Source organism: Pseudomonas graminis (assembly GCF_900111735.1).
In the GTDB taxonomy this organism is placed as follows: Bacteria; Pseudomonadota; Gammaproteobacteria; order Pseudomonadales; family Pseudomonadaceae; genus Aquipseudomonas; species Aquipseudomonas graminis.
Genome location: NZ_FOHW01000005.1, coordinates 78308 through 97241 on the forward strand (window position 1 = coordinate 78308; position 18934 = coordinate 97241).

The window sequence follows — 18934 nt, forward strand, 5'->3', positions numbered from 1 at the left end:
GGGTTCTGTTTTTAGAGAAGCCAAGTTAATTTGGCGATGCCTTTGAGCTACTGTATAACCCGCGCAAATCGTTAGAGGATCCACGTCGTGGAAGAAGTCATCGAACAACTCCGTGAAGCCAATGAACCGGTCCCTGTCCCGCTTGAGCTGCCTGATGAAGATCAGTTGGTCGAAGTTGAGGAGCAGCTGTTCATCAATATCCCGTTCGTCTTCAAGGAGTTCTTGCTCACCGTAAGCGACGTGGTTTACGGCAGCCTTGAGCCAGTCACCGTCACCGATCCGGGCTCGCACACGTATCTGCCGGAAGTGGCGGCGACCGCCTGGGACATCGGCGTGCCGCGCGAGCTTATCCCGATCTGTCAGGACGGCGAGGATTACTACTGCGTCGAGGAAGACGGCACGGTGGTGCTGTGGTCTGGCGAAGAAGAACTCGTCACCGAAGAAAACTGGGAATCCGTCTGGCACTGGGCGCGGGACGTCTGGCTGGAAAGCTGAGAATCACAACTCCTCTCCTGAATCAGCCTTGAGCACGCGTCTTAAGGCCGACTCAGGGCTCAGGGCTCAGCGTGATTGCCGAGGGTCTCGAGCAGCGCAATCTGCATGCGCGTGTGCACCCGGATGAACCACCGCCACAACACGGCTGCTACCACGGCCGCCACCACGACGATCAGCACCAGCCATTCGCGCGTCGGCAGCATGCTGGATGACAGCAATGCGATGAGCAGAAAAATCACCACCAATGACAGCAGCGGTATCACTTCAGCGATCACCCGACGGACGCGCGCTGTGTGCCTTCCCGCCATCTCCGGCTTCACGCTCATCTCCGCCAGCAACATCGACAGCGCCTTGAGCTTGCGATAAGCAGCGATCAGGAACGGCAGAGACAGTAGCAATGAAGCGCCCCAGATCCAGGCCTTCTGCTGTCCAACATCGCTGACCCAGTCGCTGAAATACACGCCAATCCGCTCCGCGAAGAATGCCCCGGTGAAGAAGATAGCGATGACCAGCGCCAGGTTGATGCCGACCTGCAGCAGGATCTTGCGGATCATCGCCGCCAGCACTGCGCCTTCGCCTTGCGGCTGAATGCTGCGCAGCCACTCTCCGTACAGGCCAAACACCCGCGCCATACGTGCCGGAACAATGGCGCCCAAAGTGTGCGACAGCGGATCTGCTGCGCGGATGAGGTAAGGCGTCAACAGCGTAGTAATGGCGGAGACCGCCACCGCGACCGGGTAGAGAAAATCGCTGGTGACCTGCAGCGTCATCCCCAGCGCTGCGATGATGAAGGAAAATTCGCCAATCTGTGACAGCCCCATCCCCACACGCAGCGAGGTCTTGCCGTCGTTGCCGGCGATAAAAGCGCCCAACCCGCAGGAAATCATCTTGCCCAGTACCACGGCGACGGTGATCACCGCGATGGGCCAGGCGTAATCGAGCAGAATGTTCGGATCGATCATCAAGCCGATCGCGACGAAAAAGATCGCGCTGAACATGTCCCGGATGGGCTCGACCAAGTGTTCGATCTTCGCCAGTTGCCGGGATTCGGCCATGATCGCACCAATGAGAAACGCCCCCAGCACCATGCTGTATTCAAGTTTGACCACCAGCAGGCAAAAGCCGAAACACAGGCCCAGCACGGTGATCAGCAGCATTTCATTGCTTTCGAACTTCGCCACATAAGCCAGCAACCGCGGCACGACCAGAATGCCGATGACCAGCGCGACGATCATGAACAGCGACAGCTTGCCGACCGTGGAAAACACCTCGCCGGAACTGACCGTGCCGCTCACGGCGATGCCCGATAGCAGCGCGATGATGCCAATGCCGAGGATGTCTTCAACGATAAGCACGCCAAAGATCAGCTGGGCAAAGCGCTGGTTTTTCATTTTCAGGTCGTTGAGCGCTTTGACGATAATGGTAGTAGACGAGATCGCCAGAATGGCACCCAGGAACAGCGAGTCCATGGTGTTCCAGGCGAAGAACTGGCCGATTTCGTAACCGATCCAGATCATCAGCATGATTTCGAGAAACGCGGCAATGAACGCGGTCGCGCCTACCTTGAACAGTTTGCGCAGGCTGAATTCCAGGCCGAGGCAGAACATCAGGAAGATCACGCCGAGTTCGGCGAGGGTCTTGATGGTGTCTTCGTCGTGGATGAGGCCAAAAGGCGGGGTGTGCGGGCCGATGATAAAGCCGGCAACGATATAGCCCAGCACCACGGGTTGCTTGAGCCTGTGGAACACCACCGTTACGACGCCAGCGACGAGCATGATCACAGCCAGGTCTTGAATGAAACTGATGGCATGCATGGGCGCTGCTCCTGCTGGCAATCGGTGAAATGCGCGTATCCGCCTGAATGAGAGACGACTGCTGTACGAAAACTCGCCAACGAAGCCTGAATATTCTGACCGAGACGCAGGATTTACCCCATCCAAGGGCTTCCGCAGGTTAACACCGCACAAAAGCGCGAAAAGCCAGTGCAATATATGGAAACAGATGGATGCAGGGCGTGACGGCGGAGCGGCCGTTGGCGTCCCGGTATCGATGGTTTTGTAGCCAATCTGCATTCGAGCACCTGAGCAAGGTGCCTTCTGACCCTTTTAGACCGTGAGCACGCTATGGAACCCGGAAACGCCCAGCTGTCGATGACTGTATTGATGACCCCGGACATGGCCAATTTCTCCGGCAACGTCCACGGCGGGACGCTGCTGAAGTACCTCGACGAAGTCGCCTACGCATGCGCGAGCCGTTACGCAGGACGCTATGTCGTGACGCTGTCGGTGGATCAGGTGATTTTCCGTGAGCCGATTCACGTCGGCGAGCTGGTCACGTTCCTGGCATCGGTCAACTACACCGGCAATACGTCCATGGAAGTGGGCATCAAGGTAGTGACTGAGAACATCCGCGAACGCTCGGTTCGTCACACCAACAGCTGCTTCTTCACCATGGTGGCGGTGGACGACCAACGCAAACCTGCCGGCGTGCCGCCGCTCACACCAGCCAACAGCGAAGACAAGCGCCGTTACGTGCAGGCACAACAACGCCGCCAGATCCGTCAGGAACTGGAGAAGCGTTATCGTGAAATCAAGGATGAGCCGGTTTAAGCCAGCGCCGGGATTCGCCCTACAAGCGGACGGCTTCGAACCTGACGCGCGGATGGGCGATTCGGTCCTGCGCGCGCACCAGTTCCAGCTCATAGCTGCCGCAAGCCTGAGTCTCCAGCAGCACTTCATGCACCGCTGACGCCGCGAATTCGAACGCGCGGCGCAGGTCGTCACCCAGCAAAATCCGCGACAGGAAAAGCCCGGACGTCAGGTCGCCGACACCAACGGGCTGTCGAGGGAATGCCAGGAGCGGTCGGCGCAGGTGCCAGGTTTCGTGTTCGGTCACCAGCAGCATTTCAAAGCTGTCCGCAGGTTTTCCCGGATAGGCCAGGTGCTTGACGACCACCGCCTTGGGGCCTCGGGCCAGCAATGTGCGCGCCATGGCCACGCAGTCAGGCAGCGATTCGGGTTTGCGGCCGGAGAAGCTGTCCAGCTCCAGCTGATTGGGGCAAAGAAAGTCGGCCACCGCAGCGGCTTCGTCCAGCAGAAAATCGCTGACCTCCTGCGGCACGATGCAGCCCTTCTCCGGGTGCCCCATCACCGGATCACACAAATACAGCGCGCGTGGATTGGCGCGTTTGATCTGCGCAACCGCGCTCAGAATCGCCCGCCCCTGCGCTGCGCTCCCCAGATAACCGGACAGAACCGCATCGCAATTGCCCAGCTCGCCTATCGCGGCAATCCCCTCGACCAACGCTGGAATCTGCTGCGGCGCCAGGACTTCCCCCGCCCAGTGTCCATACTGAGTGTGGTTGGAGAACTGAACGGTATTCAACGGCCAGACATTGATGCCGATACGCTGCATAGGGAACACAGCTGCGCTGTTGCCGGCGTGACCAAACACGACATGGGACTGGATGGCGAGTAGATGGGGCGTACGTTTCATGACAGGTTCCTGAGACCGGGAAGGCACAGTAGTGGCGATGCCGGACGAAGTGAAGCGAAATTAAGCTTTCGGGCTATGGCTGTCTGTCACCCGACGCAGTTAAGCTGCAAGCCTTCTGTTGGAGTGCCTTTTCCATGCTGACCCTGGGCAACATTTTCGTCCTCATGCTGCTGGCGACTGCCGGCGCCTGGCTGTGGCACGCCCATGGCTTGCGTGAACGGGCGCTCGAACGCGTCAAACAGCACTGCGCCAAACTCGATCTGGAGCTGCTCGACGGCAACGTTGCGCTGAAGCGACTCGCCTTCAAACGCGACAATGAAGGCCGCAAGCGCCTGGCGCGTGTGTATAACTTCGAATTCACAGTCACCGGTGAGCACCGGCATCCCGGCACGATCACCATGTTCGGTGCCCATGCGGCGCAGATCGAACTGGCGCCCTACCCGTTCGAGATCAAAGACCCGAAGCCCACCGCCGAGATCATTCAGCTGAGTCAGTGGCGTCAGGAACACAACAAGTGGAAGCAGTGACCCTCTGTGGATAACTGACTCTAGAGCAGACAGGCCGCCAACTCTGCCTGCAAAGCGGCCTCGTCTTGAGGCCCGTCGAAGATCAGCTCAAGGCGCGAGTCCCTGCGCCATTCACTCGACGCCCATTCCAGCGAGCTGCCATTCAGCGCGTTGCCTGAAACCCACCCCTTTTCGCTGTGGATAACCAGCTTGGCGCGCCGCCAGTCAAAGGCCTGCAGCCAGGCTTGCACCTTTGTCGCATCGAAAACCCGCTCTGGGTGCCAGCGCCAGCCGATGCTCCAGCCTTCTGCCTGTTGCTGGCTCACGCAGAACGGCGCCATCGGGTCTGCCCACGCTGCAGGGAGTTGCGCCAATGACCGGGGGATGGCTGGGTTGTCGGAGCCAGCGTGAGCGCTGACGTCGATGCCGGGTAACGCATCCAGAGACAATACGCCGTGGTCAGTCCAGCGCAGCAGACGATCAGGCAGCGCAGCGGCAATCGCCTTCCGCGTCGAAGCGTCCAGCCCTTCAGACTTGTTCAGTACCAGCAGGCCCGTCTGCGCAAGGGCGTCCCGCTGGGTGTCAGGCAGCGCTTTGCCCTGAGCGAGCGCCTGGGCGTCGAGCACCATGACACTGGGCTGAATCGACAGCACGCCGAACCAGGGTGCCTCGTGTAATTGCTGGATCAACTGAACCGGATGCCCCAGCCCGGAGGGCTCGATGAGCAAGCGGTCCGGTCTGGCCTTGCGCAACAACCGGCCGAGGCCAATCTGAAAAGGCGCGCCATTGACGCAGCACAGGCAACCTCCAGCCACTTCGCCAAGTGCGATACCATCGTCGCCGGTCGTCAGCAGCGCAGCGTCCAGGCCGATCTGGCCGAACTCATTGATCAGCACAGCCCAGCGCTCGTGCGCAGGTTTCTGCTTCATTAGATGCCTGATCAGGCTCGTCTTGCCGGCACCTAATGGGCCTGCAATGACATGAGTGGGGATGTTCTGCAGCATGTCGGCCATTCTTGAGATCGCTCCTGAAATGAGCGCTGACGGAGGTAATTGATGCGAGCAAGGTGGCTGCCCATGGGGCTGGCGTGGGCGCTGTTGGCGATGACGTCGGCGCAGGTCTGGGCCGAGACGTGCGTCGTGCACAGCCAGGGCGAGCGAGTGGACGTCAAAGTCTGTCAGGAGAATCTGAACATCCCGCCAGACCTGTTCCACGACGGTTTTTGCAAACCCCAGCTCAAGGACCAGAAAACCGACGTCACGTACGCGGAACAGTGCCCTGCCGGGTCATTTGGCCAGTGCAGCAACGCGCAGGTGGCCAATATGCCTTATCGGCAGAACATTCACTATTACGGCGTGGCCAGCGACGCTGCGTTCCTCAAACCGTTCTGCGAGCAGCAGAGCAAAGGCATCTGGAAAACCCAGTAAGTCGGACGGGTTTTAGGCCGCATCGCCGTACCAGTCGCCAAACGGATCAGGCATCGAACGCCAGTCTGCAACGCCGGCCGCCATCTCGGCGTCAGTCAGCAGACATTCATCCAACTCGGCAGCCAGCCGCCCGAAGTCGATGTTCTGACCAATGAACACCAGTTCCTGACGGCAATCGCCGGTCTCCGCTTCCCAACTGCGCATGATCACCTGCGTGCTTTCGTCGTCCTGCGGCCACTGCGCCTTAGGCACGAAGCGCCACCAACGACCGGCGAAACCATGACGCATCAAGCCGCCGGCCTGGGACCAACTGCCGGCGTCCTCATGCTTGCTGGCGAGCCAGAAAAAGCCCTTCGAGCGCAGCAGTCGTCCGTTTTCCCAAGGCGCATTCAGGAAGTCGAAAAAGCGTTGGGGATGAAAAGGCCGACGCGCCCGATAAGCCGTGGACGCGATGCCATATTCTTCGGTCTCCGGCGCGTGCTCGCCACGCAACTCCTTGAGCCAGCCCGGTGCCTGCGCCGCTCGTTCGAAGTCGAAACGGTTCGTGTCGAGAATCTTGTTGAGGGGCACGGCGCCCATGACCATGGGCAGAATTTCCGCCTGACTGTTGAGGCGCCGCAAAATTGCCATCAGCTCCCGGCGATCGGCTGAACTGATGAGGTCGATCTTGCTGATCAGTATCACGTCGGCGAACTCAACCTGTTCAATCAGCAGATCAGTGATCGCGCGCTCGTCATCCTCGCCCAAGGTCTCTCCGCGTGAGGCCAGGCTCTCCGCAGCGTTGAAATCCTGCAGAAAGTTCAGGCCATCGACTACCGTCACCATCGTGTCGAGACGGGCGACATCGGCCAGACTCCGGCCCTGTTCATCGCGAAAGGTAAATGTCTCAGCCACGGGAAGCGGCTCGGAAATACCCGTGGACTCAATCAGCAGGTAGTCGAAACGGCCTTCATGGGCCAGCCGACTGACCTCTTCCAGCAAGTCTTCGCGCAGGGTGCAGCAGATGCAGCCGTTGCTCATCTCCACCAGTTTTTCTTCCGCGCGATTGAGGCTGACGTCCCGCTGTACTTCACTGCCGTCGATGTTGATCTCGCTCATGTCGTTGACGATCACGGCGACGCGCAGATTGTCGCGATTGCGCAGGATGTGGTTCAACAGCGTGCTTTTTCCTGCGCCAAGGAAGCCGGAAAGAACGGTAACGGGAAGACGGTTCATGAAGGTTTCACCAGAGTGCGGATGCGATCGCTTTTTACGTTATAGTATAACGATACACGAGCGCTAATCTTTTTTAAGGCGACTTCATGACGCGGTTGTTTTGGTTGTTGGCAGGCTGTTCGCTGTTGCTGAGCACACAGGCGTTTGCCCTGCCGCCCTCGCCCAGGCTGGACAAGGCGTTGTGCACGCGCACTGCAACGCTGTTGGCCTGCATTGATGCCGACGACAACACATACAGCGTGGCGGTAGCAGGGAAAACGATGTTCGTGCGCGGCTTTGAAAGCGCGGGCAAGCGACGCTGGGCGCAGACCAATAGCCGTTACGGCTCACTGACCTTCTTCACCGGGCTGGCATCGGATGGCGAAACCTGGGTGGGGTATACCCGGAAAGTGGGCTGGACGACGATCAGTCGGGTGTCAAGTTCGAGCGGGAGCCGGACCAAAATCACCTGTGATCGAGTGATGGGTTGTCGGTGAGCGGCAAAGCTGGCCCGTTTCCGGAGAGAGCCAGTCTGCTCTCTCCGCCGTTCGGCACCTCAATCCTCAGGCCAGCGCCTCATTCGCCTTTTGCTCCTGGCGCCAGGCCACGTACGAGCCGGCCGGCGGATTGCGCTCGAAGTAGCGCTTCATGCCATCAAACAAACCATCGGCCACGGCCTGCTGATGGCGCGCGGTGACGAGACGCTGACTGTCGCGGCTGTTGGAGATGAAGCCGGTCTCGACCAGAATCGACGGTACGTCCGGTGACTTCAGCACCGCGAAACCGGCCTGTTCCACGCGTTTCTGATGCAGGGTCGTGATCCCTTCCAGGCTGCCAAGTACGGTGTGACCCAGATCCAGACTCGCGGCGATCGTGGCGTTCATCGACATATCGAGAATCACGCCGGCCAGCATTGGGTCCTTATCTTTCAGGTTCAACAGACTGTTCGCGCCGATCAGGTCGGCGCCGTTTTCGCGCTGGGCCATGAAGCGCGCCGTCGCAGATGTCGCGCCGTTCTCCGACAGCGCGAACACCGACGCGCCGGAAGCCGTCAACCGAGGCGCTGCGTCGGCGTGGACCGAGATGAACATGTCAGCGTTGTATTTGCGCGCGAAGTCCACGCGCTTGCGCAGCGGCACGAAGAAGTCGTCGTTGCGAACCAGGCGCACATCAAAGCCCTTTTCGCGCTTCAAACGCTTGGCGAGCAACTGCGCAATGGACAGCACGACGTCTTTCTCGCGCTCACCCTTCGAGCCAACGGCGCCAGGGTCTTTACCACCATGGCCTGCGTCGACGACCACCATGATGTCGCGCTTGGAACGGTCTCTTCCCGTGGACTGCGCGGCTGGCTCTTTCGCCAGCGGTGCGGCTGCGGCCAACTGCACCGGCGGACGGGAAAGCACGTCATGCCCCAGATCGAGAACCAGCCGGTTGCCCTGAGCGCCCTCGGGACCCAGCAGGAAACTGTTGATCTGCACGGGGGATGTCAGATCGAGGACGATGCGCGTATCGCTCTGACCGAAGTGGCCGGAGCGAATCGACTTGATCGGCGTGTTTTCCAGCGCCAGCTGACTGAAGTTGCCCTCAAGCCGGGCGCCGCTGACGTCGATGATGATCCGCTCGGGCGCGCTAAGCGTGAAAGTCTTGTACTGCACCGGGCCACTCAGGTCGAACACGAGACGTAGCTTGCTATCGGAACGCCACAAGCGAGCACTCCGGATCTGCGTCGCATGGACTGAAAATGGAAGCGCAAAGGCGGCGCTGGCCAAAAGCATGTTGAGCAGCATTTGACGTCGGTGCATGGCACGGTCCGATGGCGAAGAGCATCCCGGCTCAGAGATAGAGGGTCATAGTTACAATATAACAGTCGGGATATCTGGCGAAGATGAAGCTTTTTATAAGAATGGCCATGGTTTTAATCAGTCTGTTCAACGCCTAAGGTTGAAAAGCTCATGTGAAACAAGAACATGTTCCACGTGGAACACGATGTAATGTTCGCACAAATGAAAACGCCCTGATTACTCAGGGCGCTTGATAAGCAGGAAGAATCAGGTTCTCGGTTTTACGGTGCCACACTGCTGACCCAGCCAAACAGCGCGCGTGTCCATGCTGCCGTTCTGCTGCTGGCCTGTCGCGTTGAACGAGCCAATGACGTGGGTGTTGAACTCACGGTCACTCAGGAACTGTGCAGTGCCAGTACCTTGAGCGCGAGGGCAACTGAACTTGAATTTCCAGGTGGCGCCGGTACGTTCGGTGATCTGTTGGGTACAGCCCGACTTCGGATCGGTCAGCGGGATCTGCTCATTCTTGACCTGCTCTTGGGTCAGGCAAATACGTACGCCCTTCCCGCCAAGAGTAACGCCTTGTTTTTCAAGCATTTGCTCCATGGCTGCGCGCTGCTGCGGCGCCATCATTTGCAGTTGGGACAGCATCACCTGCAGGTCCGGCATCTGCTGGCCGTCCACCTGCATGTTGCTTGAACTCAGCTCCCACAGTCCCGGCTGCAACACCTGTGCCTGGGCGAAGGGCGCAGCCAGACAAACCATCAATGCCAGTACGCGCTTTTTCATGAATCGGTTTTCCTTTTTTACTCTTGGGCATCTGGATGCGGCCTGCTTGCAAGCCACTGAACGATGAGGGTTAGACGGCAGATCGGGTGGCCAGTTGCACCCGCAATAAAATAGCGACAATCCCGGTGCGGTGTGGTCTGTTAGACACCAATAAGCTTCTAGCACAAGGTTGCGCATGGATTACCACAGCCCGTATTTCTTTGGCTATTTGCTCGGTTTCACTCACCTGCTGGGCATTGTCGCAGCAATCCACGCCTTACTCACTGTGCGTACTGCTCAGGGCTCGATTGCCTGGGCGATGCCCCTCATCTTCATCCCCTATATCGCACTCCTCCCGTATCTGGTCTTCGGTAGAAGTACGTTCGACGCCTACATCAAAGCGCGGCGTCAGGCGAACACCGAGATGCGCACGGCGATCGCCGACTTCAACTGGAAGCCATGGATTGAAGAGGCGGTGGCAGCGCGTCGCTCGGACGCTTATCGATCCCTGCGCGCAATGCCAAAGCTAGGACGCATGCCGTGCCTGGCGAACAACGAAGTAAAGCTGCTGATCAACGGCGATGAAACGTTTGGCGCGATATTCGAAGCCATCAAAAGCGCCCGGGAAGTGGTGTTCGTGCAGTTTTTCATCATCCATGACGATGATCTCGGTCGCCGACTGCAAGGGCTGTTGCTGGAAAAAGCCGCCGAAGGCGTAGCGATTCATGTGCTCTACGACCGCATCGGCAGCCATGCCTTACCGGCGCGCTACATCGACAAACTGCGTGCCGGTGGTGTTCAGATCAAGGCCTTTGCCACACGGGGCGGTTGGCTGACACGCTTCCAGATCAACTTCCGTAACCACCGCAAGATCGTCGTGGTGGATGGCATCAAAGGCTTCGTTGGCGGCCACAACGTGGGCGATGAGTATCTGGGCCTCAAGCCGCCGCTGGCGCCGTGGCGCGATACCCACGTTAGCGTTGTCGGACCTGTCGTGGCCTGTCTGCAGGAATCGTTCGCCGAAGACTGGTTCTGGGCGACTCGTGAAATCCCGCCGTTGATCCTGCCCGATAGCTACCCGGAGGACGGCGTACTGTGCCAGTTACTCGCCAGCGGCCCGGCTGATGCCCAGGAAACCTGCTCACTGTTCTTCGTCGAAGCCATTCATGCGGCGACCGAACGGGTGTGGATCACCACACCCTATTTCATTCCCGATGAAGCCGTGTCGGCGGCGCTGAGATTGGCGGTCCTGCGCGGCGTGGATGTGCGCCTGCTGCTGCCCTCGCGTCCTGATCACTACACGGTCTATGCCGCATCCAGCTTGTTTGCGTTTGAAGCCGTCCGCGCAGGCGTTCGCATCTTTCGCTACAAGCCCGGCTTCCTGCACCAGAAGGTGGTGCTGGTGGACAACGCGATCTCGGCGATTGGCAGCGCCAACCTGGACAACCGTTCGTTCCGGCTCAACTTCGAACTCATGCTCTTGACCGTTGATGAGGATTTCGCACGCGAGGTCGAAACCATGTTGATCGACGACTTCGCCCTCTCCCACGAAATCTCCAGTGAAGAGAGCAAAGAAACCCATCACCTGCAGCAATTGGGAATGCGGGTCGCAAGATTGATTTCGCCGATTCTGTAGATGTGATTGAGCAGTACGCCAAGTGTGGGAGTGAGCTTGCTCACGAAGACGGTAGTTCAAACGCCGATGATTCGGGGGATGTACCGACATCTTCGCGAGCAAGCTCGCTCCCGCCAGTTGAAGCAATTACGCGTAGATATCGTCTCTGGTCAACGGCAGATTATGACTACCGTCCGGATAAGACTTTACCGCGAGGATCTGGTGGAGGTTGATCCAGCCCCTGGAAAACGCATACGCGCAGCCAGCCAGATACAACCGAAAGATCCTCAGCGCCTGCTCCGGCACCATGGCCGCGGCGAGATCGAGCTTCTCTTCCAGCCGGGAACTCCAGTGTTCGAGTGTCCTGGCGTAGTGCAGGCGCAGGCTTTCCACGTCGACCACTTCCAGACCCGCCTCGCTGATGAACCCGGTGATCATCGACAGGTGCGGCAGTTCACCGTTGGGAAACACGTAGCGATCGATAAATTCCCCTGCACCGCGTCCCACAGGACGTCCGTCGGTGTGCCTGGACGTGATGCCGTGGTTCATCACCAGACCGCCCTCCTTCACCGCGTCGAACAAACACTTTGCGTACAGCTCAAGGTTGGCGTGGCCGACATGCTCGAACATGCCGACGCTGACGACCTTGTCGAACCGACCGTCCCTGGGCAGATCCCGGTAGTCGAGCAGCTGCAGCTCGACACGTTCCTGCAGACCGTCCGCGCGTACCCGCTCCCGGGCCAGCGCCAGTTGCTCACGACTTAACGTGATGCCGAAGACCTTGACGCCGTATTCACTCGCGGCAAAACGGGAAAGCCCTCCCCAGCCACAGCCGACGTCGAGCAGGTATTCCCCCGGCTTGAGGCGCAGCTTGCGGCACAGGTGGTGAAACTTGTCTTGTTGCGCCTGGTCGAGGGTTTCGTTGCCGGTCTTGAAGTACGCGCAGGAGTAGACCATCTCCCGGTCCAGCCACAAGCGGTAGAAGTCGTTGGATAGGTCGTAGTGGTAGGAGATCGACGCGGCGTCGGTGGCCTTGTCGTGCTCGGTGCGCACAGGGAGATTGTCGTCGTCCTCGTCCACCAGCGCTTTGGTCAGCTCGTCGCACACCCGGATCACTTCACTGATCGATCCTTCCAGTTCGAGCCGGCCCTCAACAAAGGCGCGGCCCAGAAGGTCCAGACTCGGGTGCGTGAAATCGGAAACAAGCGACGGGTCATTCACCACGATCGTGACGCGGGGATCACTCCCCAGGTCGAGCTCGTTGCCGTCCCAGAGCTTGAGACGCAGTGGCAGATGAAGGTTCTGCAACGCCGGTGGAAGTTGCGCGAGCATATGAAATCCCCCTGATCCAGCTACACGGAAAGGGTAGTCCATAACCGACTCCCGGATCAGGAGCCGTCAGGCGATCGGCTTTTATGAACGACGACGAATCTACAACGGGTAGGACTTTTTGCCCCAGAATTCGAGCCAATGTGACGCCTGCAGATGGAGCACCCCGAAAAGACTCAAGTTAATTTGTAACAGAGTTCTTCAAAGCTCAAGCGGATTTTAATGCTTAGTGGATCCCCGTAACCCGGCGCTTTCGGTGAAGGCGCCGGGGAATGTGGCTTAGGAGGGATTGTGAAACTTCGGGATGGGCTCGTGGAAACGTAGCAGTCGACCGGCGTTGCCAAGCACCAGCAGCGTGCTGAGGTTATGCAGGATCGCCGCGATCATCGCGCCTGCCGCGCCCAGCACGCCGAACGCCGCCATGGCGACAATGGCCAGCGTCCAGCCAAGTCCGATGATCACGTTCACTTGCAAGGTATGGCGGCACTGACGGCTCAGCCTCACGCAGGTGCCCAGCCGGCGCAGGTCACTGCCGATCAACACGATGTCGGCGGAGGCCAACGCGATGTCCGCCCCGCCCGCCCCCATCGCAACGCCGACAACGCCGGCCTTCAGCGCCAGGGAGTCGTTGATGCCATCGCCGACGACCATCGGACGAAAGCCTTTTTTGATTTCGCTCATGACCCGATTGAGCTTGTCCTCGGGCAGCGCCTGGGCGTGGATATCGCTGATGCCGACCTCGTGACCCAAGCTGTCGGCGACACTCTGGCGATCCCCGGTCAGCAGTAACTGCCGACCCAGGCCCAGCTCGCGCAGCTCACTCAGCGCCTGACGGGCCTCGGGCTTGAGGCTGTCGGCCAGCAGCAGCCAGGCCAGAAAATGGCCATCCACCGCGAGCCCGGCAATCGGGCCATCGTGGTCAGGAACCGGCGAGGTAACGATGCCCATCTGCGCGAACAGCTCAGGCCGCCCCAACGCGGCTTCACCCCGTGCGGTCTGCGCGACGACGCCCAGCCCCTGGCGCTCACGAATGTCGCCAAGAGGGAGCAGATGATCCTTGTCGACCAAACTGGCCAGCGCGCGACTGACCGGGTGGCTACTCGCAGAACCCAGGCTTGCTGCCAGCTCGATGATGTTGTCGCCAGCGCCCTCCTCGGCCTGCACCGATTGCAGACGCAGACTGCCGTAGGTCAGCGTGCCGGTCTTGTCGACGACCAAGGAAGTCAGATCGGCCAGTTCTTCAAGAAAAGCCGAACTGCGGATCAGAATGCCGTGGCGCGCGGCGACCGCAATACCGGCAATGGCTGTCGCGGGCGCTGACAGCACCAACGCGCAAGGGCAGGCAGCGACCAACACCGCCAACATGGCCTGCGCGTTATTGGTGATGAACCAGGTCACGGCCGCGATCAGCAGCACGAGAACCATGTAGCTGCCGGCGTACTTTTCCAACAGGCGAGTGATGGGCGGTTTGGAGCGTTCGGCGCTTTGCATGAGCGCGATGACCTTGCCCAGGGTCGACTCGTTGCCGATGCGCGTCACTTCGATACGCAGCAGGCCATCGAGGTTGATCGCGCCGCCGAAGACTTCCATCCCTGCACGCGCTTCAAGCGGGACGGACTCGCCGGTAATGGGTGCGGTATCGAGGCTGGCCTGGCCTGAAATCACCAAACCGTCAGCCGGTACGCGGTCACCGGCGCGCACTTCGACGCGATCACCGGCCACCAGCGTGCCGTTGTCGACTTCGCGGATCGCGCCATCCTTATCGATCAGCCGGGCATGGCTGCGGGTCAGACGGCCCAGTGCCTGAATGGCTTCCTGGGAGCCAATCACGCTGCGCTCCTCCAGCACATGGCCGAAGATCATGATGATGGGCAGCAACGCGGCGGTCATCAGATCGCCCGTCGCCCACGCGCCCAGCATGGCCAGTGCGATCAGTTGATCGGTAATGCCGTGCAGGCTGGGATAACGCAGGCTGTGCCAGCCGGCGCTGACCACCGGGATGGCCACCAACAGCGAGGCGGCGCCCAACAGCAGCTGGCTGACGCCGACTTGCTCGGGCGAGAAGAATCGCCAGACCAGCCCCAGAGCAAGCAGGCCCAGGGCAAGCATCGCCAGCGTCAACTGGCGGGCCGCGCTGCGCTGCTCGCGGCTGGTGAGCATACTGCCGGGCGCAGCGGGCTCGGCATGCTTGTGAGAAGGGTCGTGGGAATGGTTATGTACGGCTTCGCCACTCATTTGTCAGCTCCCTGAATGATCAGGCGGGAATCGTCGCGGGGGTCGACCGTGGTCACTGAGCCCGCCTGTTTCAGGATGGCAGGCACCCGCTCGCGGTAGATCCGCAATAGCAATCCGGGATCGCTCTTGTTCTGCATCGACATCGCCAGGCCGGTCACTGCGGCGGTGTCGGTCTGCGCCTTGGCCAGTCGTTCGGACGCCTGGGCATGGGCGACCTGCAGCGTGCGGTCGGCCTGCTGATTAGCGGTCTGGTTGAGTTTCTCTGCGTCAGTGCGCGCGTTCGCCACCGCCTGATCGGCTTGCTGACTGGCAGTCAGCACCGCGTTGAACGCATTCACTGCCGCGGCCGGCAGACTGGACTGCACGTCGACACGCACGACTTCGACGCCCAGACCGACGCCAGTGGCCGTCAGCTCGCCAAGCTGCGTGTTGATACCCTGCACCAGATCGCCGCGCAGACGTTCGCGACGCTCGGCAGACTGGCTGTCGGAACCCACCAGCTCGGGACGCGCCACCAGAATAGTGTCCAGATCCCGCGCCGCTGTGAGGCTGACGGCGCTGCGATTGACCAGACGATCCAGCGCCGGCAGCACGTGCTCGCCTTGCAGCACGAACGCTCGCGGCTCCGTCACTTTGTAGTACGCCGTCACATCGAGTTGTACGACACCGGCGTCCCCCGTCAGCAAATAGCCCGAGCCTGCCAGTGCGTCGCTCATCGGCGTCGCAAAACTGGTGATCTTGTCGGCTGCCAACGCAGTGGGGGAACGCAACAGCGTTTCGACATGCCGCTCGATCACGCGGTCAGCGGACGGCAAAAGCACCACTTGCTCGAACGGTTGCGGCCAGGCCAGCAACAAGCCTGCGTTCTGTACGCGGTCCAGCTCGCCGAAGCGAAACACCACGGCGCGGTTCTGTGGGTCGATTTCCCGCACATTGGAGACAGCCCAACCGAGCGCAGCCAGCAGGGTCACGACATACAGCCCCAGAAACGCCAGCCGGCTGGCCTGCAGCCAGGGACTGTTCACCACCGGCCGCTCGATGTGCGCCGCGTCTTGCTCAGTCATGGCTGCGTTCCAGCCTTGCCATCCAGGGTCGGCGGGCCGTCTACAAGCACTCGGAACGGCGCGGCATCGGTACGCAGAATCAGTTTGGTGCTCGGCCCCACCACGGTGCCGAGGGTGTCCAGCGAGCGCAGCAAGTTGTACAGCTGCGGCGAACCGGCGTAGGCGCGGCCGTAAATCTGCGCCGCTTCAACGCGGGATTGCGCCTCGATGTCGGCAGCTTTCACGGTAGCGTCGGCCTCGACAATCCGCGCGTCGCGTTCGGCGGCAGAACGGATCTGCGCCGCCTCACGTTTGCCAATGGCGGTGCGCTCTGTAGCGATGGTTTCGCGCTCGGCGCGCATGCGGTCGACTGTCGCGTTGAGAGTTACCGACGGCAACGTAAGACGTTCGACACCTACTTGCAGAACGCGTACGCCATAGGTGGTCAGCAGTTGCTTATCGATCTGCTGACGCAGCTGGTTTTCGAAATCGGCAATGCGCACCTGCTTGGCCTCGGTGTTGATCAGGCTCGACAGATCGAAGCTCGCTGCAGTGGTTTCCAGTGCAGAGCCGACGAAGGTGCGGATCTGTCTGGCCGCTTCGTCCGGCTGGTTTTGCACGGCGCGCATGAAGCGCTGCACGTTGTCCGGATCGCCCTGCACCTGCCAGGCCACGTACGCCTGAACGATGATGCGCAGGCCGTCACGGGTACCGACGTCCTGCAAACCGCTTGAGGTGGTGCGCAAACGCAGGTCCACGGGGATCGCTGCTTCGAACGGCGCCGGCCAGCGCCAGCTCAGGCCCGGATCGAGCAGTACGCGGGCGGGGTTTCCGAAGCGCGTGATGACCGTCGCCTCGCCGGAGCGCACCTGGACCAGGCTCGCCGCCGCGATCGCGAAAGCAATCAGCACCGCAGCCAACGCCGCACGGCGCCACGGAAACACGGCCGGGCCGGAGGCTTCGCCATGGTGATGGCCGTGATGGTGGCCGCCATGACCGTGACCGCTGTGGTCGTGACCGGAATGGTCGTGATGATCGTGGGAATGAAACAGACTCAAAGGAAGACTCCTTATTCAGCCGAGGGCTGGTCAGCTGATTGAGTCGACGCTGCAGGGTCGACCGGGAGGGTAAAAGAACGCAGATCGATGGTCGGCGCGCTGGTGCCGCCGAGCCGATGATCCAGCACCAGCAACTTGGCGTGGGTCAGCCCCTGAGTCAGCTGACTGAAATACTGCTCCAGCAGAAACGCCCGGCCCGCTTTGGCGTAGCCCTGTTGCTCGGCGCTGAAACGCAAATCCGCGCCTTGCGCCGTGGCCATGACTTCCCGCGAGGTGGCCGCCGCCTGATCGTGGGCCATGCTGGCGTGCAGTTGAGCCACGTTGGCCTGATCTGCCGCCGCGCCACGCTCCCGGGCGATCAGTGCCTGGGCGCTGATCTGCGCGGCCTGGACCGCGTGGTAGGCGTTGGCCGCGCCTGCCGGTGGATGAATCGACTCAACCACGGTCGCAAGAATTTCCACACCGCTGTCGAGTTTTTTCAGGTCGCGCTGTACGGCGTCGCCGATGTCAGCCGCCAGATCATTGCGCTGCTCACCGAGCAATTCGTCGAGGGTATGCGAGGCGAAATCGTGCACCAGCACGCGGCTGGCGGTGCTGCGAATCAGACTGGGGATGTCGGCGCTGTTATAGGTCGCGGCGAGTGCGGCCTCGTCAGTCAGACCGATGCGATACACAAAGCGCACGTCCATGTTGACGATCTGGAAGCTCTGCTTGGCACCGGAGCCGCTGGCGATCACTTGCGACTTGTCATTGATGTGCGTGGCGTCCCATAACCGGTTGGCAATGGCAGGCGGCGGCCCTTCGGCAGGGTCAAGGGTCTGCTCGGCGCCCGCCCCCTCCGCGACGCTGGTCGCCAGCTCGTGGACCACACCATTTTCCAACGCCAGCACCGTTCCGAAAGGCCAGGGCAAACCGGCATGCAGACCCGGCTCCAGGACTTCAACCGGCTTGCCGAAGCGCTCGTAAATGCCACGGCCCTGCATGGGGATTTCGTGAACACCACTCAGCAACCAGCCGAGGCCGACGATGACTGCCAGCACCGGCAGAAAGGCACGGCGCATGTAGGTAAACGCCCAGATCTGGCGCAGGTCGATGCCGAAGCGGTTGTGCAGCTCGTTTTGCAGCGCCAGCAGCGGACGCGGCGGCCAGCGCAACAGGCCGGCAACGAAGCTGTTGGCAATCAGTCGCGGTTCGAGGCGTTCGTTACGGGGGCTGAAGACCGACAGGAGCGCGCGGACGAGTAGCTCGACGGCGACCAGCCCAGGCAACAGGCCAATCAATACCGCGAGGCGGGCGGGCCATACGCGATCAACTGAGGAGAAAAACAGGCAGAACGCCGTGACCAGTAGCGTAGCGATGGCGACCTTGGTGATCTGCGCCAACTGCTCGGCTTCAGGCCAACTGGCCTCGGACTCATTGCCGAATTGCCGCTCCAACACCAGCAGCGCAAACCCGATCAACAGCAGCAGGCCGCCGACCATGTTGCCGACAAGGCCGACATTGCTGCCTGCCAAAGCAAGGTTCCAGATCAGGCCAATGCTGACCAGCGACAGCAACGTCCAGCCTGCCAGCCAGAACACTGGCAATCCGACCTGCCCCACCATTGAGGTGCCAGCGCCGCTGATGCGGCCAAGGACGCGGTCGTACCAGCCCTGTTCCTCGACGTGAAGCAGCGCTTCATCATCAGAGGCAGCTTCAGCGGAAGCGGGTGCGATGATGCCCGCCCGCCACTGGCTGACCACGTGAGCCGACTGCAATGCCGCCGCCAGCAAGAGCAGGCTCGCGGCGCTGTTGGTCAGCACCGCCGTCCACAGCGAGTTGGGAGAAAAGAGGTCAACGAAAAGTGACACCACCAGGCCGATGACGCCCATCGCTCCTGTCAAATACGTCAGCCGTGAAAGACGCCGCGATTGAACAACCGCCCGCTGAAATCGTGGCAGGCTCGCCGGTACAGCGCCCTCATCATCCAGATCAACCCGCATTGCAAC

The 18934-nt window shown here is 60.8% G+C and carries 17 protein-coding genes; 6 read left to right on the forward strand and 11 right to left on the reverse strand.

Going from position 1 to position 18934, the window contains the following annotated elements; all coding sequences use genetic code 11:
- Positions 1-87: 87 nt before the first annotated feature.
- Positions 88-495, forward strand: coding sequence for an SMI1/KNR4 family protein (locus tag BMY98_RS05790; protein ID WP_074885991.1), 408 nt, complete (start codon positions 88-90; stop codon positions 493-495).
- 59 nt (positions 496-554) lie between these two features.
- Here the strand turns inward: BMY98_RS05790 and BMY98_RS05795 are convergent, their stop codons facing one another.
- Positions 555-2309, reverse strand: coding sequence for a cation:proton antiporter (locus tag BMY98_RS05795; RefSeq protein ID WP_074885994.1), 1755 nt, complete (start codon positions 2307-2309; stop codon positions 555-557).
- Positions 2310-2618: 309 nt separating this feature from the next.
- Between BMY98_RS05795 and BMY98_RS05800 the strand changes: the two genes are divergently transcribed.
- Positions 2619-3104: an acyl-CoA thioesterase gene (locus BMY98_RS05800; RefSeq protein ID WP_074885997.1), complete on the forward strand. Its 486-nt coding sequence runs from the start codon at positions 2619-2621 to the stop codon at positions 3102-3104.
- A gap of 19 nt (positions 3105-3123) precedes the next feature.
- Here BMY98_RS05800 and pdxY read toward each other — a convergent pair whose 3' ends face one another.
- Positions 3124-3990, reverse strand: coding sequence for a pyridoxal kinase PdxY (gene pdxY / locus BMY98_RS05805; protein ID WP_074886000.1), 867 nt, complete (start codon positions 3988-3990; stop codon positions 3124-3126).
- A 134-nt stretch (positions 3991-4124) separates the two neighbouring features.
- Between pdxY and BMY98_RS05810 the strand changes: the two genes are divergently transcribed.
- The gene (locus BMY98_RS05810) at positions 4125-4517 is read left to right on the forward strand and encodes a DUF3301 domain-containing protein (protein ID WP_074886003.1); all 393 of its coding nucleotides are present in this window, start codon (positions 4125-4127) and stop codon (positions 4515-4517) included.
- Positions 4518-4537: 20 nt separating this feature from the next.
- On the opposite strand, the gene BMY98_RS05815 is transcribed toward BMY98_RS05810, so the two are convergent.
- The gene (locus tag BMY98_RS05815; protein WP_074886263.1) at positions 4538-5500 is read right to left on the reverse strand and encodes a CobW family GTP-binding protein; all 963 of its coding nucleotides are present in this window, start codon (positions 5498-5500) and stop codon (positions 4538-4540) included.
- Between the two features lie 51 nt (positions 5501-5551).
- Here BMY98_RS05815 and BMY98_RS05820 point away from each other — a divergent pair, with 51 nt between their 5' ends.
- Positions 5552-5923, forward strand: coding sequence for an NADH:ubiquinone oxidoreductase (locus BMY98_RS05820; protein ID WP_074886005.1), 372 nt, complete (start codon positions 5552-5554; stop codon positions 5921-5923).
- A 12-nt stretch (positions 5924-5935) separates the two neighbouring features.
- On the opposite strand, the gene zigA is transcribed toward BMY98_RS05820, so the two are convergent.
- Positions 5936-7138 carry a zinc metallochaperone GTPase ZigA gene (gene zigA / locus BMY98_RS05825; RefSeq protein ID WP_074886008.1) on the reverse strand — a complete coding sequence of 401 codons (1203 nt, stop codon included), beginning with the start codon at positions 7136-7138 and terminating at the stop codon, positions 5936-5938.
- A gap of 86 nt (positions 7139-7224) precedes the next feature.
- Between zigA and BMY98_RS05830 the strand changes: the two genes are divergently transcribed.
- Positions 7225-7614, forward strand: coding sequence for a glutamine synthetase (locus BMY98_RS05830; RefSeq protein WP_074886011.1), 390 nt, complete (start codon positions 7225-7227; stop codon positions 7612-7614).
- A gap of 66 nt (positions 7615-7680) precedes the next feature.
- Here BMY98_RS05830 and BMY98_RS05835 read toward each other — a convergent pair whose 3' ends face one another.
- Together BMY98_RS05835 and BMY98_RS05840 are read right to left on the reverse strand one after the other, a co-directional pair.
- Positions 7681-8919 (reverse strand): N-acetylmuramoyl-L-alanine amidase, encoded by a 1239-nt coding sequence (locus BMY98_RS05835; protein WP_074886014.1) that lies wholly within the window; start codon positions 8917-8919, stop codon positions 7681-7683.
- Between the two features lie 246 nt (positions 8920-9165).
- Positions 9166-9687, reverse strand: a complete 522-nt coding sequence (locus BMY98_RS05840) for a DUF3617 domain-containing protein (protein ID WP_074886019.1) — start codon at positions 9685-9687, stop codon at positions 9166-9168.
- Positions 9688-9862: 175 nt separating this feature from the next.
- On the opposite strand from BMY98_RS05840, the gene cls reads away from it, so the two are divergent.
- Positions 9863-11302 (forward strand): cardiolipin synthase, encoded by a 1440-nt coding sequence (gene cls, locus BMY98_RS05845; protein ID WP_074886022.1) that lies wholly within the window; start codon positions 9863-9865, stop codon positions 11300-11302.
- A 126-nt stretch (positions 11303-11428) separates the two neighbouring features.
- On the opposite strand, the gene cfaB is transcribed toward cls, so the two are convergent.
- The 5 genes from cfaB to hflK form a co-directional block, all read right to left on the reverse strand.
- Positions 11429-12613 carry a C17 cyclopropane fatty acid synthase CfaB gene (gene cfaB / locus BMY98_RS05850; RefSeq protein WP_074886024.1) on the reverse strand — a complete coding sequence of 395 codons (1185 nt, stop codon included), beginning with the start codon at positions 12611-12613 and terminating at the stop codon, positions 11429-11431.
- Between the two features lie 276 nt (positions 12614-12889).
- Positions 12890-14770 (reverse strand): heavy metal translocating P-type ATPase, encoded by a 1881-nt coding sequence (locus BMY98_RS05855; protein WP_245760026.1) that lies wholly within the window; start codon positions 14768-14770, stop codon positions 12890-12892.
- Between the two features lie 71 nt (positions 14771-14841).
- Entirely contained in the window at positions 14842-15909 is a 1068-nt protein-coding gene (locus BMY98_RS05860) for an SPFH domain-containing protein (protein WP_074886031.1), read from the reverse strand.
- Complete coding sequence (gene hflC / locus BMY98_RS05865; protein WP_074886034.1) at positions 15906-16946, reverse strand: protease modulator HflC; 1041 nt, start codon at positions 16944-16946, stop codon at positions 15906-15908. Before hflC ends, BMY98_RS05860 begins: the two co-directional genes overlap by 4 nt.
- A gap of 11 nt (positions 16947-16957) precedes the next feature.
- Positions 16958-18928 (reverse strand): protease modulator HflK, encoded by a 1971-nt coding sequence (gene hflK, locus BMY98_RS05870; RefSeq protein WP_074886037.1) that lies wholly within the window; start codon positions 18926-18928, stop codon positions 16958-16960.
- Positions 18929-18934: the final 6 nt, after the last annotated feature.

Bases quoted from the DNA above. Each gene is read 5' to 3' on its own strand.
- BMY98_RS05800 (WP_074885997.1), top strand. From the start codon at position 2,619: ATGGAACCCGGAAACGCCCAGCTGTCGATGACTGTATTGATGACCCCG.
- BMY98_RS05810 (WP_074886003.1), top strand. From the start codon at position 4,125: ATGCTGACCCTGGGCAACATTTTCGTCCTCATGCTGCTGGCGACTGCC.
- BMY98_RS05795 (WP_074885994.1), bottom strand. From the start codon at position 2,309: ATGCATGCCATCAGTTTCATTCAAGACCTGGCTGTGATCATGCTCGTC.
- BMY98_RS05815 (WP_074886263.1), bottom strand. From the start codon at position 5,500: ATGCTGCAGAACATCCCCACTCATGTCATTGCAGGCCCATTAGGTGCC.
- BMY98_RS05840 (WP_074886019.1), bottom strand. From the start codon at position 9,687: ATGAAAAAGCGCGTACTGGCATTGATGGTTTGTCTGGCTGCGCCCTTC.
- cls (WP_074886022.1), top strand. From the start codon at position 9,863: ATGGATTACCACAGCCCGTATTTCTTTGGCTATTTGCTCGGTTTCACT.
- BMY98_RS05835 (WP_074886014.1), bottom strand. From the start codon at position 8,919: ATGCACCGACGTCAAATGCTGCTCAACATGCTTTTGGCCAGCGCCGCC.
- BMY98_RS05830 (WP_074886011.1), top strand. From the start codon at position 7,225: ATGACGCGGTTGTTTTGGTTGTTGGCAGGCTGTTCGCTGTTGCTGAGC.
- BMY98_RS05820 (WP_074886005.1), top strand. From the start codon at position 5,552: ATGCGAGCAAGGTGGCTGCCCATGGGGCTGGCGTGGGCGCTGTTGGCG.
- BMY98_RS05860 (WP_074886031.1), bottom strand. From the start codon at position 15,909: ATGACTGAGCAAGACGCGGCGCACATCGAGCGGCCGGTGGTGAACAGT.
- pdxY (WP_074886000.1), bottom strand. From the start codon at position 3,990: ATGAAACGTACGCCCCATCTACTCGCCATCCAGTCCCATGTCGTGTTT.
- BMY98_RS05855 (WP_245760026.1), bottom strand. From the start codon at position 14,770: ATGCTCACCAGCCGCGAGCAGCGCAGCGCGGCCCGCCAGTTGACGCTG.
- hflK (WP_074886037.1), bottom strand. From the start codon at position 18,928: ATGCGGGTTGATCTGGATGATGAGGGCGCTGTACCGGCGAGCCTGCCA.
- cfaB (WP_074886024.1), bottom strand. From the start codon at position 12,613: ATGCTCGCGCAACTTCCACCGGCGTTGCAGAACCTTCATCTGCCACTG.
- zigA (WP_074886008.1), bottom strand. From the start codon at position 7,138: ATGAACCGTCTTCCCGTTACCGTTCTTTCCGGCTTCCTTGGCGCAGGA.